This is a genomic window from Staphylococcus caeli, assembly GCF_900097965.1.
In the GTDB taxonomy this organism is placed as follows: Bacteria; Bacillota; Bacilli; order Staphylococcales; family Staphylococcaceae; genus Staphylococcus; species Staphylococcus caeli.
Genome location: NZ_FMPG01000001.1, coordinates 1 through 16,622, shown reverse-complemented (window position 1 = coordinate 16,622; position 16,622 = coordinate 1). Strand labels below are relative to the sequence as shown.

Here is a 16,622-nt window from a genome sequence, read left to right as displayed (position 1 = left end):
TTAGAAATGACTAGAATTGAAAAATTAAATGCTGTCTTAGAAGCTAAACATTTAGATGCAATAGTTGTTTTAACTGATTTTAACAGAAGATATTTATCAGGTTTCACTGGAACAAGCGGCGCACTTATTATTACCAAAGCGGATAATTTATTAATCACAGACTTTAGATATATAGAACAAGCGACTGAGCAAGCACCTAAATTTAAAATTATCAAACAACAAGGGAATTTAATAGATTATGTAAAACAAGAATTGAAAAAATTAAATGTACAAAATGTTGGATTTGAAGGTAATTTAGTGAGTTATGATACATATTTACAATTAAGTAAATCATATATTAGTTTAATTAGTATTTCTGGATTAATAGAAAAAATACGTGAAGTTAAAGATGATAATGAAATAGCGTTAATCCAAAAGGCTGCAGAAATTGTTGACGAAACATTTGAATATATATTAACTGTTGCAAAAGAAGGTATGACAGAGTTGCAACTAAAAGCCAAATTAGAAAGTAAAATGTTAGAGCTTGGTGCAGAAGGTACTTCATTTGATACTATTGTGGCTTCTGGCACTCGTGGAGCACTACCTCATGGCGTAGCTAGTGATAAAGTCATTCAGACAGGTGAATTAATCACACTTGATTTTGGTGCATACTACAAAGGATATAGTTCCGATATTACACGCACATTTGCCATCGGGGAACCAGAACCTAAGTTGAAAGAAATTTATAACATCGTATTAGAAGCAAACCAAAAAGGAATAGCTGCTGCGAAAAAAGGAATTAATGGGAAGGCGCTCGATGCAATTGCAAGAGATTATATAACTGAACAAGGATATGGAGATGCATTTGGTCATTCTTTGGGTCATGGAATAGGATTAAACGTGCATGAAGGACCGAATCTCTCAAAAAATTCTGATGCTGAATTAGAGGTCAATAATTGTGTTACAATTGAACCCGGCATTTATTTAGATGGTTTAGGTGGCGTTCGGATAGAAGATGACATTTTAATTAAAGAAAATGGTTGTGAATGCTTTACTAAATCGCCTAAAAACCTTATTATTTTATAGAAGACCTTATATTTGAGGAGGAAACTGAATGATTTCGGTTAATGATTTTAAAACAGGCTTAACAATTTCTGTAGATAATGGTATTTGGAAAGTTTTAGATTTCCAACATGTAAAACCAGGAAAAGGATCTGCATTTGTTCGTTCTAAATTACGTAATTTAAGAACGGGTGCAATTCAAGAAAAAACATTCAGAGGCGGCGAAAAAGTAGAAACAGCTATGATTGAAAATCGTCGTATGCAATATTTATATGCTGATGGCGATGTTCATGTCTTTATGGATAATCAAACTTTTGAGCAAACTGAATTAGCTGCTGATTATTTGAAGTATGAACTTAACTTCTTAAAAGCTAATATGGAAGTTCAAATTCAAACTTATGAAAACGAAACGTTAGGTGTTGAATTACCAAAAACTGTTGAGCTTACTGTTACTGAAACAGAACCAGGTATCAAAGGCGATACTGCTACCGGTGCAACTAAGTCAGCGACAGTTGAAACAGGCTACACATTAAATGTTCCTTTATTCGTAAATGAAGGTGACACACTTGTAATAAATACAGGTGATGGAAGCTACATCTCAAGAGCGTAACATTTTACTTTGTATTTTATTTTAAAAATACATTTGATTAAACCTTTCCAATTGTGTAATGTATTGGAGAGGTTTTTCGTTTTTAACAAAGCTTTTCAAATTACAGAAAAATTATAAGAATATGATAAATAAAAACCCGTTTATTATAGAAAGTGTGTATATGCTTGAATTGAGCATATCACTAAAGTAAAATAAACAAGGTAAATGAAAACAATCTGAAGGAGTCAGTATTTATGAATTTTAAAGAAATCAAAGAATTAATCGAGATTCTTGACCAATCTAGTTTGACTGAAATCAATATTGAAGATAAAGGTAATGTTGTTAACTTAAAGAAAGAAAAAGAAACTGAAATTATCACACCTCAAATATCACAACAACCAATGCAACAGTTTGCACCGCAACAAGGTGTTTCACAAGCACCAACACCAAATAATGCAGGTGAAGATACATCTTCTGTATCAATTGATGATAATTTACAAACGATTAACGCACCAATGGTTGGAACTTTTTATAAATCACCGTCTCCAGAGGAAAGTGCGTATGTCCAAGTCGGAGATTCCGTTACTAACGAATCAACAGTTTGTATTTTAGAAGCTATGAAATTGTTTAATGAAATCCAAGCGGAAGTAACAGGTGAAATTGTCGAAATATTAGTAGAAGACGGTCAAATGGTAGAGTATGGCCAACCGTTATTTAAGGTGAAATAATGAATAAAATTTTAATCGCAAATCGTGGGGAAATTGCAGTAAGAATTATTCGTGCTTGTCATGATCTTGGATTACAAACTGTGGCAATATACTCTGAAGGAGATAAAGACGCACTACATACTCAAATTGCTGATGAAGCATATTGCGTTGGCCCAACACAATCCAAAGATTCTTATTTAAATATCCCAAATATCTTATCAATTGCAACATCAACAGGATGCGATGGTATTCACCCAGGTTATGGTTTTTTAGCTGAAAATGGTGATTTTGCAGAACTATGTGAAGCTTGCCAATTAAAGTTTATTGGACCTAGCTATGAATCAATACAAAAAATGGGTATCAAAGATGTAGCTAAAGAAGAAATGAAGCGTGCAGAAGTTCCGGTAGTACCTGGTAGTGAAGGTTTAGTCCAAGACATTAATGATGCCAAGAAAATTGCGAACAAAATTGGATATCCAGTTATCATAAAAGCAACTGCTGGTGGCGGCGGTAAAGGCATTAGAGTAGCACGTGATGAAAAAGAATTAGAAACAGGCTTTAAAATGACCCAACAAGAAGCTGAGACTGCCTTTGGTAATGGTGGATTGTATTTGGAAAAATTCATCGAGAATTTTAGACATATTGAAATCCAAATCATCGGAGACAGCTACGGTAACGTAATACATCTAGGTGAACGTGACTGTACGATTCAACGTCGAATGCAAAAACTTGTTGAAGAAGCACCTTCACCAATACTTACTGAGTCTAAGCGTAAGGAAATGGGAAATGCAGCTGTTAGGGCTGCTAAAGCTGTTAATTATGAAAATGCAGGCACTATAGAGTTCATTTATGACTTAGATTCAAATGAGTTTTACTTTATGGAAATGAATACACGTATTCAAGTAGAACACCCTGTAACAGAAATGGTAACTGGTGTTGATTTAGTGAAATTACAACTAAAAATTGCTATGGGTGAAAAACTACCATTTAAGCAAAAAGATATTAAAATTGAAGGTCATGCTATGGAATTTAGGATTAATGCAGAAAATCCATTTAAAAACTTCATGCCTTCTCCTGGTCAAATCACACAATATTTAGCTCCAGGTGGATTTGGCGTAAGAATTGAATCTGCATGTTATACTAACTATACAATCCCTCCATATTACGATTCTATGGTTGCTAAACTCATTGTACATGAGCCAACTAGGGATGAAGCAGTAATGACTGGATTAAGAGCACTAGGAGAATTTCTCGTACTTGGAATTGATACAACTATTCCATTCCATATACGATTATTAAATAATGATATTTTTAGAAGCGGAGAATTCAATACGAAATTCTTAGAAACGTATAACATTATGGACGAAGAATCTAAATAGGAGGTATGTGAAATGGTCAAGGTCACTGAAACATCACATTCCAATTTAGGCAAAATTGAAATTGCACCTGAGGTACTAACTGTCATTGCAAGCATCGCTACATCTGAGATTAAAGGGATTCAAGGCCACTTTAAAGAGTTGCGAAATGTTAGCATTGAACATATAAGTAAGAAGCAATTAACAAGAGGCGTTAAAGTTGATACGAAAGACGATGGCATTTACATTGACGTATTTTGCTCACTAGCTTACGGTGTCAATATTTCAGAAACAGCGAAAAAGGTTCAACAAGCCATTTTCAATTCACTTACAACAATGACTACTATTGAACCTACTCAGATTAATATCCATATAACACATATAGAACCAACAAAATAAAAATTGATAAGCAAATTTAAAAATCTATACCGCGAAAAACCATGCTTCACTTTTTCGCGGAAGATTTACAAATCAAATATGCTTGAGGGAGTTTATAATGAGTCGAAAAGAATCCAGAACACAAGCTTTCCAAACTCTATTTCAACTAGAAATGAAGAATAGTGAATTAACAATTGAAGAAGCAATCAGTTTTATAAAAGATGATAATCCTGATTTAGAATTCGATTTTATAAACTGGTTAGTGACTGGCGTTAAAGATCACGAATCCGTATTAGATACAAAAATTCAACCACATTTAAAAGATTGGACTTTATCTAGATTACTAAAATCTGACAGAATTATTCTAAGAATGTCTACTTTTGAATTGTTACATAGTTCAACACCACAAAAAGTTATTATTAATGAAGCTGTTGAATTAGCAAAACAATTCAGCGATGACGATCATTTTAAATTCATCAATGGTGTATTGAGCAATATTGAAATAGAAGAGTGATAAATTATGGCAGAACCACAATATTTAAGTGTTACAACATTAACCAAATATATCAAATATAAATTTGATCAAGATCCGCACTTACAGTCGGTGCTAATCAAGGGTGAACTCTCCAATTTTAAAAAACATAGTAGTGGACACCTTTACTTTAATGTAAAAGATAAAAATAGTGTGATTAGTGCGATGATGTTTAAAGGTAGTGCTGCAAAAATTGATTTCGATCCTAAAGAAGGCGACGAGGTACTATTAGAAGCACGTGTATCAGTGTATGAACGACGTGGTAATTATCAAATATATGTTAATAAGATGCATATTGATGGTGTTGGAAACTTGTATCAAAAGCTAGAACAACTAAAAAAGAAATTAACTAAGGAAGGCTTTTTTGATCAAAACCATAAAAAACTAATTCCTAAATTTCCTAAAAAGATTGCTGTTTTAACTGCTGGTACGGGCGCAGCCATTCGTGATATCCATACTACGATAAACAGTAGGTATCCACTAGCTGAACAAATTCAAATCAACACGCTTGTCCAAGGTACACAAGCAAAACAAGACATTATTGAAAAAATAGCACAGGCAGACACACTAGGTGTTGATACGATTATTATTGGGCGTGGCGGCGGTTCAATCGAAGATTTGTGGAATTTTAACGAAGAAGATGTCGTTAAAGCGATATATCATTGTAATACGCCAATAATCTCAGCTGTTGGGCATGAAACGGATTTTACACTAAGTGATTTTGTCGCTGATGTTCGTGCTGCTACACCAACACAAGCAGCTATGATGGCAACACCAGATCAATACGAAATCAGACAATATATTCAACAAACCAAACTATCATTGACTCGTTTTATCAAACAACATATGCAACAACAACGTAAGCACTTAGAACATGTAGCTTCTTACTATAAATTTCAAACACCAACATTACTATATGATCAACAAATACAAAAACGTGATGATTTGGAAAAACAACTTAATTTTTCTGCCAGTATGATGATAAAAAATCATCAGCAACAGTTAACATTATTAAATAACAAGTTTAATTTAAAAGCCTTTAGGCAAGATATAAATAGAAATCAGTTAATGAATCAGCAGAAGCGTGATGAACTAACTAAGGTCATTCATAATTTTATTACAAATCAAAAGCAGAATCTTACTAGAAAATTGGAAAATCTTAATAATTTAAGTCCAACCAATACGATGTTACGTGGTTATTCAATTATAAGTAAGAAAGATTCTGTAATTACAAGTACTAAAGATTTATCAGAAAATGATAATATTGTGTTAACAATGAAAGATGGTCTTGTTGATGCACAAGTTAAGAAAGTTAGGTGTAATGATGACGAATAATAATACGCAAAGTTTCGAAGATATGATGAAAGAACTAGAGACTATTGTTCAAAAACTAGATAACGAAAATGTTTCATTGGAAGAATCTTTAAATTTATACCAACGTGGTATGAAACTATCTGCAACATGCGATGAAACATTAAAAGATGCTGAAAAGAAAGTGAATGAACTAATGTCTGAAGAAAACACTAATCAAAATGGTGATACAGAGAAGGTAAATAGTGATGACAAATAATAAAATGAATCAGTTAGCTGACGAAATTAATCAATTATTAAGCAAATCAATTCCAGAATCTTCACTAAATACAAACTTAGAAGACAGTATGCGTTATTCTTTAGAAGCTGGCGGTAAACGTATTCGTCCGGTATTGTTACTTTTGACACTTGAAATGCTTTCTAATGAATATGAAAAGGGCATTTCTGCTGCATTAGGATTAGAAATGATACATACCTATTCTTTAATTCACGATGATTTACCACCAATGGATAATGATGATTATAGAAGAGGTAAATTAACTAATCACAAAGTTTTCGGTGAATGGAAAGCTATCCTTGCAGGTGATGCACTTTTAACTAAAGCATTTGATATTATTGTTAATGATGACAAGCTAGAGAATTCTGCCAAAATCAAGTTAATACAACGACTATCCTTTGCAAGTGGCCATTTAGGTATGGTAGGTGGTCAAACACTTGATATGCAAAGTGAAGGTGAAGGAACTTCTGTTGATATTCAAACATTAGAACAAATTCATAATGCCAAAACAGGAGCACTTTTAAAATTTGCTGTCATGGCAGCTGTCGATATTGCAAATCCAGAAAAGTATGTTGCTGAAAAGTTAGAAAGTTACAGTGAACATTTAGGCCTCATGTTTCAAATCAAGGATGATTTGTTGGATGTCTATGGTGACGAAGCAAAATTAGGTAAATCAGTAGGTAGTGATATAGAAAATGATAAAAGCACATATGTTTCTTTACTTGGTCAACAAGGTGCTGAAGATAAAATGAAATATCATACTGATGCAGCATATGAAGATTTAAAACAACTTCCTGATTGTTATAATACTGACAACTTGGTTTATATCATAGAATTATTCAATAATCGTGAATCTTAGATAATTAAAGTAATTTGTAGATTTAAAGATACGTATAAACTAAATATATAGACAGGCAAAGACAATTCTAACTATGTCTTTGCCTGTTTTTTCGTTTTGCAAATATTTAATAATTATTCATCGGAAAACATGAGTTCCATTTATATATTATACCTAATGAAACTTTCAAGTAGTTATATCATTAAAAAATCTCTCAAAAAAAGCCATAGTTATGGTTTTGTTAAGTAAAATTACAATCATACTTCGCTAGAGCTATTTCATAGCATGTGTTAAGATAAATGTATAAATATTCGTTTATAGAGGTGCTATCCATGGCTAAAAAATCAATAAGACATATTAAAATACGAGAAATAATTTCTAATGAAAAAATAGAGACACAAGATGAGTTAGTAAAACGTTTAAATGAATATGAATTAAACGTTACACAAGCAACTGTTTCCAGAGATATTAAAGAATTACAATTGATAAAAGTACCTACGCCTACCGGCCAATATGTTTATAGTTTGCCAAACGATAGAAAATATCATCCATTGGAAAAATTAGGTCGTTATTTAATGGATTCATTTGTGAATATTGATGGTACAGGCAATTTATTAGTACTCAAAACACTACCAGGCAATGCACAATCAATCGGTGCGATTTTAGATCAAATAGATTGGGAAGAAGTGCTAGGAACAATTTGTGGTGATGACACTTGTTTAATCATTTGTCGTGATGATTCAGCAAGCGAAAAAATCAAAGCACGTATCTTCAATTTATTATAATTATAAGGAAGTGTATAACGAATGCTTCAAACGTTATCTATTAAACAATTTGCTATTATTGATGAACTTGAGGTTCATTTCGGTGATGGACTTACAGTACTGAGCGGTGAAACTGGCGCAGGTAAGTCTATTATTATCGATGCAATTGGCCAACTTATAGGCATGCGTGCATCATCAAATTATGTGAGACATGGTGAGAAGAAAGCGGTTATCGAAGGCATCTTTGATATAGATGAAAGTAAAGAAGCTATGTCAATTTTAGAAGCATTAGATATTGATATAGATGAAGATTTCTTATTAGTTAAACGCGAAATCTTTAGTACAGGCAAGAGTTTGTGCAGAGTGAACAACCAAATTGTCACACTCCAAGACTTACGTAAAATTATGCAAGAATTATTAGATATTCACGGGCAACATGAGACACAAACTTTGCTCAAACAGAAATACCATCTCCAATTACTTGATAATTATGCTGAAGATACATACAGCAATTTACTCAATGATTATGTGTCTACTTACGATCAATACAATGCTAAAAGAAAAGAATTACAGGATTTAGAATCAGCAGACCAAGCTTTGTTACAGCGCTTAGATTTACTTAAATTCCAATACGAAGAATTACAAGAAGCTAAATTAGTTGAAGGTGAAGTAAAACAACTTGAATCAGATATTAAGCGTATTCAAAATTCAGAAAACCTTAGTTTAGCCCTTAATAATGCACATTTAACGTTAACCGATGAACATGCAATCACAGACAGGTTGTATGAATTAAGCAATCAGTTACAAGCAATCAGTCATATTTTGCCAGAAAAATATGACACACTTAAAGAAGAAGTCGATCAATTCTATTACACATTAGAAGACGCGAAGCATCAACTCTATGATGAATTAACAAATACAGAATTTGACGAACAATATTTAAATGAACTTGAATCTAGAATGAATTTACTCAATGACCTTAAGAGAAAATATGGCAAAGACATAAATGAACTCATTGTCTATCAAACTAAATTAGACGATGAAATAAACAAAATTGAAAATTATGAAGAGAGTACCTCCCAATTAAGGAAAGAAATTGATGATTTATATGATAAAGTCATGCAATTAGGTACAAAACTATCTAAAGAACGACGGACTGTAGCTCAAAAACTACGAAATCATATCGTTGAAGAAATTCAAAACTTGCAAATGAAAGATGCTAATTTAGAAATTTCTTTCAAACCGTTAGAGAAGCCCAATCGCGAAGGTATTGAATTTGTAGAATTTTTAATCAGCCCTAATAAAGGAGAACCACTCAAAAGCTTGAATAAAATTGCTTCAGGTGGTGAGTTATCCAGAATTATGCTAGCGCTCAAAACAATATTTGTTAAAACAAGAGGTCAAACGGCAATTCTATTTGATGAAGTAGACTCAGGTGTATCTGGTCAAGCAGCGCAAAAAATGGCTGAAAAAATGAAAGATTTAGCAACTTATATTCAAGTGATTTGTATTTCACATTTACCACAAGTTGCAACCATGAGTGATCATCATTTATATATCAGTAAAAATTCAAAGGATGATCGCACAACAACACATGTGCAGGAGCTTTCAGGGGATGACCGTGTCGATGAAATTGCACGAATGATTTCTGGAGCGAGTGTAACAGAACTCTCCCGTCAAAACGCTAAAGAAATGATTGAGCAAAATCAACAAACATAATAATTGAATTAAAAGTGTTATATAGAACGTCATTTTAGGATGAATTATATATGAAAGGTGTTGATTTTTGGTGCAATATCAACATTTAATTAAACCATCAAAATCTTTAACTGGGAATGTCGCGATATTATTTGCAAACGACGAAAAAATGTTATCTGTGGTTGTTGAAGCACTTGAAATTACGAATATTGAGGTCTTTTTATATGATACTGAAGACCCAACTGAGATTATTAGATCTTTTGATATAGATGCTCAGTTATTAAATAGAATTCATATCGTTTTAAGTAATTCAGAACATGAATTATTTCAACAGTGTTCAAAGGATTTAGCGACAGGCAAAGTACATCTGCTTATGAAAGGTAACATGATGTCATCGACTTTGTTGTCATTTGTATTAAGTAACAAATCATTTATTGGTAAACATGGTTTCTTAAATCACGTAGCTTGTTTTAATATACCTAAATATCATAAAACGCTCATGCTTAGTGATGTTGCATTAAATATTAATCCATCCGTTGAGGAAAAGAAACAAATCATTTATAACGTTGCTAATTTTGCGCAATCGTTAGGATATGAACAATTTAAAATGGGAATCCTATCATCTGTAGAACATCCTACACGTAAAATACAATCATCACTAGATGCCGAAAAATTAAAAAATAGTTTCAATCGTCATTCATCAAATTTTCTATATGTAGATGGGCCTTTAGCATTTGATAATGCGATAAGTATGGAAAGTGTCATAAAGAAAAATATAAAATCGTCAGTCGCTGGTGATGTCGATGGATTATTGGTATCACATATCGATGTTGGTAATGCACTGTATAAATCATTTACCTATTTCGGTAACGCAAGTGTGGCTAGCTTAGTATTGGGTGCTAAATTCCCAATAGTATTAACCTCTAGAGCTGATACAAAACAAAATAAACTTGACTCATTATTTCTCGGATTGAAGGTTTTAAATTAGTGAATATAAATTTAATTCAATGACTGACTAATAAGTAGAATAGGTTATTAATTTTATAATCCGTCTAGTTGATGTAAAATGAAATAGGATATTATAATTTGTTTATTAAAAAATTGAAACTTAATGTACAAGCTTAATATTGGTACTTAGTTCTAAACTATTTTAAAAGCATATCATTTAATTTCATAAATCAGTCACTAGATAAATGTTTTATGTTAAAAGAAGGTGTCAAAATGGCTCGAATATTAGTGTTAAACCTAGGTAGTACATCATCGAAAGTCGCAATCTATGATGACGGCGTTGGTGTACGTAGTGAAACAATTAGACATCAGTTACAAATCACATCACTATCGTTAATTGATCAAAAAGCACCTCGAAAAAAAGAGATTGAACATTTTATCAATCATACGATGAACATGAATTTTAACCAAATAGACGCCATCGCATGTAGAGGCGGCTTGCTGAAACCTATTCCCGGAGGCGTATATGACGTTAACGATAAAATGTATCACGACCTCAAAATCTGTAAATATGGTGTACATGCTTCCAATCTGAGTGGTATTATTGGATATGAAATTGCACAGCTTTATAAAATTCCAGCATTTACAGTAGATCCAGTTGTTGTCGATGAAATGATTTCTATTGCAAGACTAACTGGAATTGAAGGTATTGAACGTCGTAGTGTATTTCACGCATTAAATCAAAAAGCTGTAGCACATATGTACGCGAATTCCATAAACAAACGTTATTCAGAAGTCAATGTAATCGTCGCACATATGGGTGGTGGCATAACAATAGGCGCACACAAAAAAGGAAATGTAATAGATGTTAACGATGGCTTGCTCGGCGAGGGACCGTTTAGCCCTGAACGTAGCGGTTCCATTCCAAATGATCAGCTGTATCAATTTGGTTATCAACATAATTTTACACCGACAGAAATGAATCACTTTTTGAGCAAAGAAGGTGGTTTCATTAGCATGTTTAAAACAAATGACCTAGTACAATTGTCAAAAATGTATGATACAGATTCCAAAGTTAAACTAGCATTTGATGCTCTGGCGTATCAGGTGGGAAAATCAATCGGTGAAAGAGCAGTTACTTTGCAAGGCAATATCGATCAAATCATATTAACTGGTGGCTTGAGTTATAATGCACACATCAATAATCAAATTCAATCTTATGTTGATTGGATTGCACCTGTAATTGTATATCCCGGAGAAAAAGAAATGGATGCTTTGGCCCTTAGAACAACCGCAGTTTTAAATGGAAATGAATTAGTTAAGGCTTATAGTTAGGAGCAAAAAAATGGCAGAAGAAAAATATGATTTAGTAATTTTAGGTGGTGGAACTGCAGGTTATGTATCTGCAATTAGAGCTTCACAATTAGGAAAAAAAGTAGCACTTGTAGAAAAGTCACTCTTAGGCGGTACGTGTTTACATAAAGGATGTATACCTACCAAAGCTTTATTAAAATCTGCTGAAGTCTCGCGCACAGTTTCAAATGCTAAAGATTATGGTGTAGATATAGATGCGTTTAAATTGAATTTTTCACGTATTCAAGAGCGTAAAAATGACATAGTTAATCAAATGTACAGTGGCGTGTCCCATCTCATGGAACATAATAAAATTGATGTCTATAATGGAATCGGACGTATATTAGGTCCTTCCATATTTTCACCTCAAAGTGGCACAATTTCCGTGGAATTTGAAAACGGTGAATCAGAACTTATTCCAAATAATAATGTACTTATAGCTACTGGTTCAAGACCAATGTCACTACCATTCTTACCATTTGATCACGAGATAGTTCTATCTAGTGACGATATATTAAAACTAGAGCAGCTACCAAACTCATTAGTCATTATAGGTGGGGGTGTTATAGGTTTAGAATTTGCTTCTCTATTGACAGATTTTGGTGTAGAAGTAACTGTAATAGAAGCTAGTTCACATATTTTACCTACTGAAAGTAAATCAATTGCTACTCAATTAAAAAAAGAATTAACAAATCGTGGGACAATATTTTATGAAAATACACAACTTTCAGAAGACCAAATTGCTATCGAAAATGAAAAAATAACAATTGAGCTAAATGAAGAACAATTAGAATTTGATAAAGCTTTAGTTTCTATCGGACGTAAACCAAATACTGATGATATCGGGTTAAACAATACGAAGATTAAATGCACACCATCTAATCATATAATTGTCAATGAGTATCAACAAACTGAAGATAAACATATATACGCTGCAGGAGATTGCATAGGGCAATTACAGCTTGCACATGTCGGTACTAAAGAAGGCATCAACGCTATTGAACACATGTTCGATCAATCACCTATACCTGTTGATTATATGAAAATGCCTAAATGTGTATACACACATCCTGAAGTAGCGAGCATTGGCGTAAACCAAGAACAAGCTAAAGCCGAAAATAAAAATGCCAAGTCATATAAAGTCCCATTTAAAGCTATTGGTAAAGCTGTTATCGAAAATATAACAAACCAAAACGGCTTTTGTGAAGTCGTCATCGATCAAGATAATGAAGAGATACTTGGATTCAATATGATAGGTCCCCATGTAACTGAATTAATCAATGAAGTATCTCTACTACAATTTATGAATGGTTCTAGTTTAGAACTTGGCTTAACAACACATGCACATCCATCACTGTCAGAAGTATTGATGGAATTAGGCTTAAAAGTTGAAGGTCGAGCGATTCACGTTTAATTAAGGAGGAAATAAGATGTTTGATTATAAATCAGTTGGACTAGAAGCGTCTGACTTAAAAACAATGTACAAATGGATGGATTTAGGTCGTAAAATTGATGAACGAATGTGGCTATTGAACCGTGCTGGTAAAATACCCTTTGTCATCAGTTGCCAGGGACAAGAAGCAACACAAATAGGTATGGCCTATGCAATGGCGGAAGGCGATATTTCATCACCATATTATAGAGATTTAGCATTTGTAACATATATGGGTATGACGCCATTAGACTCAATGTTGGCAGCTTTTGGTAAACGCGATGATATCAATTCTGGTGGGAAACAAATGCCTTCTCATTTTAGTAAACGCGAAAAAGGCATATTATCTCAAAGTTCACCTGTTGGTACACAAATATTACATGCGGTCGGTGCAGCACTCGCCTTAAAAATGGATAACAAACCAAATATTGCAATGGCAACTGTTGGTGAAGGTAGTTCTAACCAAGGCGATTTTCACGAGGGCTTAAACTTTGCTGGTGTACATGATCTTCCTTTTATCTGTGTAATCGAAAATAATAAATATGCTATATCAGTACCAAACGAATTACAATATGGCGCAGAAAAACTTTCAGATCGTGCTATTGGCTATGGCATGCACGGCGAACATGTCGATGGCAATGATCCAATCGCAATGTATAAAGCGATGAAAGAAGCAAGAACTCGCGCATTAAATGGTGAGGGTGCCACATTAATTGAAGCAATGTGTACTAGAATGACAGCACATTCTTCAGATGATGACGATAAATACCGAACACAAGACGAACGAGATGCATTAAAATCTTTAGACTGTAATCTTAAGTTCAAAACTTTTCTCCTTGAAGAAGGGATCATTGATGAACAATGGTTAGAAGCTATTGAAAGTGAGCATAAAGAACTTGTTAACAAAGCTACTAAAGAAGCTGAAAAAGCACCTTATCCATCACCAGAAGAAACTTATACTCACGTTTATGAAGAAGGGAGCTTAAACAATGCCTAAATTAAGCTATTTAGATGCAATCAAACAAGGACTAGACCAAGCCATGGCTAAAAACGATGACGTATTCGTATTAGGTGAAGATGTCGGTAAAAAAGGTGGCGTATTTGGCGTTACCTTGGGATTACAACAAAAATACGGTGAAGCTCGTGTGTTAGATACACCTTTAGCCGAGTCTAATATTGTAGGTACAAGTATTGGGGCTGCCATGCTTGGCAAACGACCTGTGGCTGAAATTCAATTTGCTGAATATATTTTACCTGCAACAAATCAAATTATGAGTGAAGCAGCTAAAATGAGATATCGTTCTAATAATGATTGGCATTGTCCTATTACGATTCGTTCACCATTTGGCGGTGGTATTCATGGCGCGCTTTACCATTCTCAAAGTGTTGAATCTGTGTTTGCTTCAACACCTGGTCTAAGAGTCGTTATACCATCTACACCTTATGATGCAAAAGGATTATTACTTGCATCAATTGAATCAAATGATCCAGTTTTATATTTTGAACATAAAAAAGCATATCGTTTACTTAAAGAAGAAGTGCCAGAAGAATACTATACCGTACCAATTGATAAAGCAGACGTAAAACGTGAAGGTGATGATATCACTGTGTTTACATATGGACTTTGTGTAAATTACTGTATTCAAGCAGCGGATATGTTATCTGAAGATGGCATTAATGTAGAAGTGGTGGATTTACGAACTGTTTATCCACTTGATAAAGAAACAATTATTGAAAGAGCGAAATTAACTGGTAAAGTGCTTTTAGTTACTGAAGATAATTTAGAAGGTAGTGTGATTTCAGAAGTTGCTGCCATTATAGCTGAAAATTGTCTGTTTGATTTAGATGCACCAATTATGAGATTAGCTGGACCTGATGTTCCATCTATGCCATTTGCTCCGACACTTGAAGATGAATTTATGATAAATCCAGATAAGATAAAAATTAAAATGCGTGAACTCGCAGAATTTTAAGGAGGCAGTAAAATGGAAATCAAAATGCCTAAACTGGGTGAAAGTGTACACGAAGGAACAATCGAACAATGGCTTGTCTCAGTAGGAGATAAAGTTGAAGAGTATGACCCATTATGTGAAGTCATTACGGATAAAGTAACTGCAGAGGTACCTTCATCATATGCAGGTACTATACGCGAAATCGTTGTTGAAGAAGGAACAACTGTTGCTATTGATGAAGTGATTTGTATACTTGACGCTGATGATGCTACTTTAGAAGATACTGAATCAAGCCAATCTGAAAGTGAAGACAACAATAATAAACAACAAGTTGAACAGTCACAAGAACCGACTTTTGAACAATCAAGCACAACAAATGACGCGCCAAAAAATAATGGTCGATACTCACCTGTAGTATTTAAGCTAGCATCCGAACATCAAATTGACTTAGCTCAAGTTGTCGGAACAGGTTTTGAAGGTAGAGTCACTAAAAAAGATATCGAAAAAGTAATTAAAGAGGGTACTAACAAAACACCATCTACGATTGTAGCACCTAAAGATACACCAAAAGTATCTAAACAGGTTACTTATAATGAACCATCACCTGGATCGGCTATTCCAGTAAACGGTGTGCGTAAGCAAATTGCGCAAAATATGGTAAATAGTGTAAATGAAATTCCACACGCATGGATGATGGTAGAAGCTGATGCTACAGACTTAGTAAAAACGCGTAATTACCACAAACAAAGCTTTAAAGAAAGTGAAGGCTATAATTTAACCTTCTTTGCATTCTTTGTTAAAGCTGTTGCAGAAGGATTAAAAGCATATCCATTATTAAACAGTAGTTGGCAAGATTCTGAAATTGTGATGCATAAAGATGTAAATATCTCTATCGCTGTTGCAGATGAAGACAAACTTTATGTACCAGTAATTAAAAATGCTGATGAAAAATCTATTAAAGGCATAGCACGTGAAATTAATGAACTTGCACATAAAGCACGTAATAAAAAATTACGCACAGAAGATATGCAGGGCGGCACATTTACAGTGAATAATACAGGTACTTTCGGTTCTGTATCATCAATGGGTATCATTAACCACCCACAAGCAGGTATTTTACAAATTGAATCCGTCATCAAAAAACCAGTTGTTATAGATGATATGATTGCAATTCGTAACATGGTTAACCTTTGTATTTCTATAGACCATCGAATTTTAGATGGCTTGCAAGCAGGTCGTTTTATGAATTTCGTGAAAACACGTATTGAGCAATACTCAATTGAACATACAAGCATTTATTAAATTGAATCATGTAATTCTGATGGTCGGAACATATGGCTCTTTGTCAATAACGGTTGGTCTATAAAAAATGAATATATTTGATGCATCAAGCAACTTTTGAATGTTGCTTGATGTGTTTTTTATGTTCAGAGACAAATAATCTAGA

At 33.6% G+C, this 16,622-nt stretch carries 17 protein-coding genes; all 17 read left to right on the top strand.

Annotation, left to right across the window (positions count from 1 at the left end; all coding sequences use genetic code 11):
* The first annotated feature begins 6 nt into the window (after positions 1-6).
* The 17 genes from BJS11_RS00085 to BJS11_RS00005 all read left to right on the top strand — a co-directional run bounded on the left by BJS11_RS00085 (position 7) and on the right by BJS11_RS00005 (position 16,477).
* Positions 7-1,065 carry a M24 family metallopeptidase gene (locus BJS11_RS00085; RefSeq protein WP_069996001.1) on the top strand — a complete coding sequence of 353 codons (1,059 nt, stop codon included), beginning with the start codon at positions 7-9 and terminating at the stop codon, positions 1,063-1,065.
* 28 nt (positions 1,066-1,093) lie between these two features.
* Positions 1,094-1,651 (top strand): elongation factor P, encoded by a 558-nt coding sequence (gene efp / locus BJS11_RS00080; protein ID WP_069996002.1) that lies wholly within the window; start codon positions 1,094-1,096, stop codon positions 1,649-1,651.
* Between the two features lie 233 nt (positions 1,652-1,884).
* Positions 1,885-2,358, top strand: a complete 474-nt coding sequence (gene accB / locus BJS11_RS00075) for an acetyl-CoA carboxylase biotin carboxyl carrier protein (protein WP_069996003.1) — start codon at positions 1,885-1,887, stop codon at positions 2,356-2,358.
* Positions 2,358-3,716 carry an acetyl-CoA carboxylase biotin carboxylase subunit gene (accC, locus tag BJS11_RS00070; protein WP_069996004.1) on the top strand — a complete coding sequence of 453 codons (1,359 nt, stop codon included), beginning with the start codon at positions 2,358-2,360 and terminating at the stop codon, positions 3,714-3,716. Before accB ends, accC begins: the two co-directional genes overlap by 1 nt.
* Positions 3,717-3,728: 12 nt before the next feature.
* Positions 3,729-4,091 (top strand): Asp23/Gls24 family envelope stress response protein, encoded by a 363-nt coding sequence (locus BJS11_RS00065; protein WP_069996005.1) that lies wholly within the window; start codon positions 3,729-3,731, stop codon positions 4,089-4,091.
* Between the two features lie 97 nt (positions 4,092-4,188).
* Positions 4,189-4,584: a transcription antitermination factor NusB gene (gene nusB / locus BJS11_RS00060; protein ID WP_069996006.1), complete on the top strand. Its 396-nt coding sequence runs from the start codon at positions 4,189-4,191 to the stop codon at positions 4,582-4,584.
* Positions 4,585-4,590: 6 nt separating this feature from the next.
* Entirely contained in the window at positions 4,591-5,937 is a 1,347-nt protein-coding gene (gene xseA / locus BJS11_RS00055; protein ID WP_069996007.1) for an exodeoxyribonuclease VII large subunit, read from the top strand.
* The gene (locus BJS11_RS00050; protein ID WP_069996008.1) at positions 5,927-6,172 is read left to right on the top strand and encodes an exodeoxyribonuclease VII small subunit; all 246 of its coding nucleotides are present in this window, start codon (positions 5,927-5,929) and stop codon (positions 6,170-6,172) included. Before xseA ends, BJS11_RS00050 begins: the two co-directional genes overlap by 11 nt.
* Complete coding sequence (locus tag BJS11_RS00045) at positions 6,162-7,049, top strand: polyprenyl synthetase family protein (protein ID WP_069996009.1); 888 nt, start codon at positions 6,162-6,164, stop codon at positions 7,047-7,049. Before BJS11_RS00050 ends, BJS11_RS00045 begins: the two co-directional genes overlap by 11 nt.
* Before the next feature lie 311 nt (positions 7,050-7,360).
* Positions 7,361-7,813: a transcriptional regulator AhrC/ArgR gene (gene ahrC / locus BJS11_RS00040; RefSeq protein ID WP_069996010.1), complete on the top strand. Its 453-nt coding sequence runs from the start codon at positions 7,361-7,363 to the stop codon at positions 7,811-7,813.
* A 21-nt stretch (positions 7,814-7,834) separates the two neighbouring features.
* Entirely contained in the window at positions 7,835-9,511 is a 1,677-nt protein-coding gene (gene recN / locus BJS11_RS00035; protein ID WP_069996011.1) for a DNA repair protein RecN, read from the top strand.
* A gap of 70 nt (positions 9,512-9,581) precedes the next feature.
* Positions 9,582-10,478: a phosphate acyltransferase gene (locus BJS11_RS00030; RefSeq protein ID WP_069996012.1), complete on the top strand. Its 897-nt coding sequence runs from the start codon at positions 9,582-9,584 to the stop codon at positions 10,476-10,478.
* A gap of 233 nt (positions 10,479-10,711) precedes the next feature.
* A complete protein-coding gene (buk, locus tag BJS11_RS00025; RefSeq protein WP_069996013.1) occupies positions 10,712-11,773 on the top strand; it encodes a butyrate kinase in 1,062 nt (353 codons plus the stop codon).
* Positions 11,774-11,783: 10 nt separating this feature from the next.
* Complete coding sequence (lpdA, locus tag BJS11_RS00020) at positions 11,784-13,205, top strand: dihydrolipoyl dehydrogenase (RefSeq protein WP_069996014.1); 1,422 nt, start codon at positions 11,784-11,786, stop codon at positions 13,203-13,205.
* Between the two features lie 16 nt (positions 13,206-13,221).
* The gene (locus BJS11_RS00015) at positions 13,222-14,220 is read left to right on the top strand and encodes a thiamine pyrophosphate-dependent dehydrogenase E1 component subunit alpha (protein ID WP_069996015.1); all 999 of its coding nucleotides are present in this window, start codon (positions 13,222-13,224) and stop codon (positions 14,218-14,220) included.
* Complete coding sequence (locus tag BJS11_RS00010; RefSeq protein WP_069996016.1) at positions 14,213-15,196, top strand: alpha-ketoacid dehydrogenase subunit beta; 984 nt, start codon at positions 14,213-14,215, stop codon at positions 15,194-15,196. The genes BJS11_RS00015 and BJS11_RS00010 overlap by 8 nt, the downstream gene beginning before the upstream one ends.
* Before the next feature lie 12 nt (positions 15,197-15,208).
* Positions 15,209-16,477: a dihydrolipoamide acetyltransferase family protein gene (locus BJS11_RS00005; protein WP_069996017.1), complete on the top strand. Its 1,269-nt coding sequence runs from the start codon at positions 15,209-15,211 to the stop codon at positions 16,475-16,477.
* Positions 16,478-16,622: the final 145 nt, after the last annotated feature.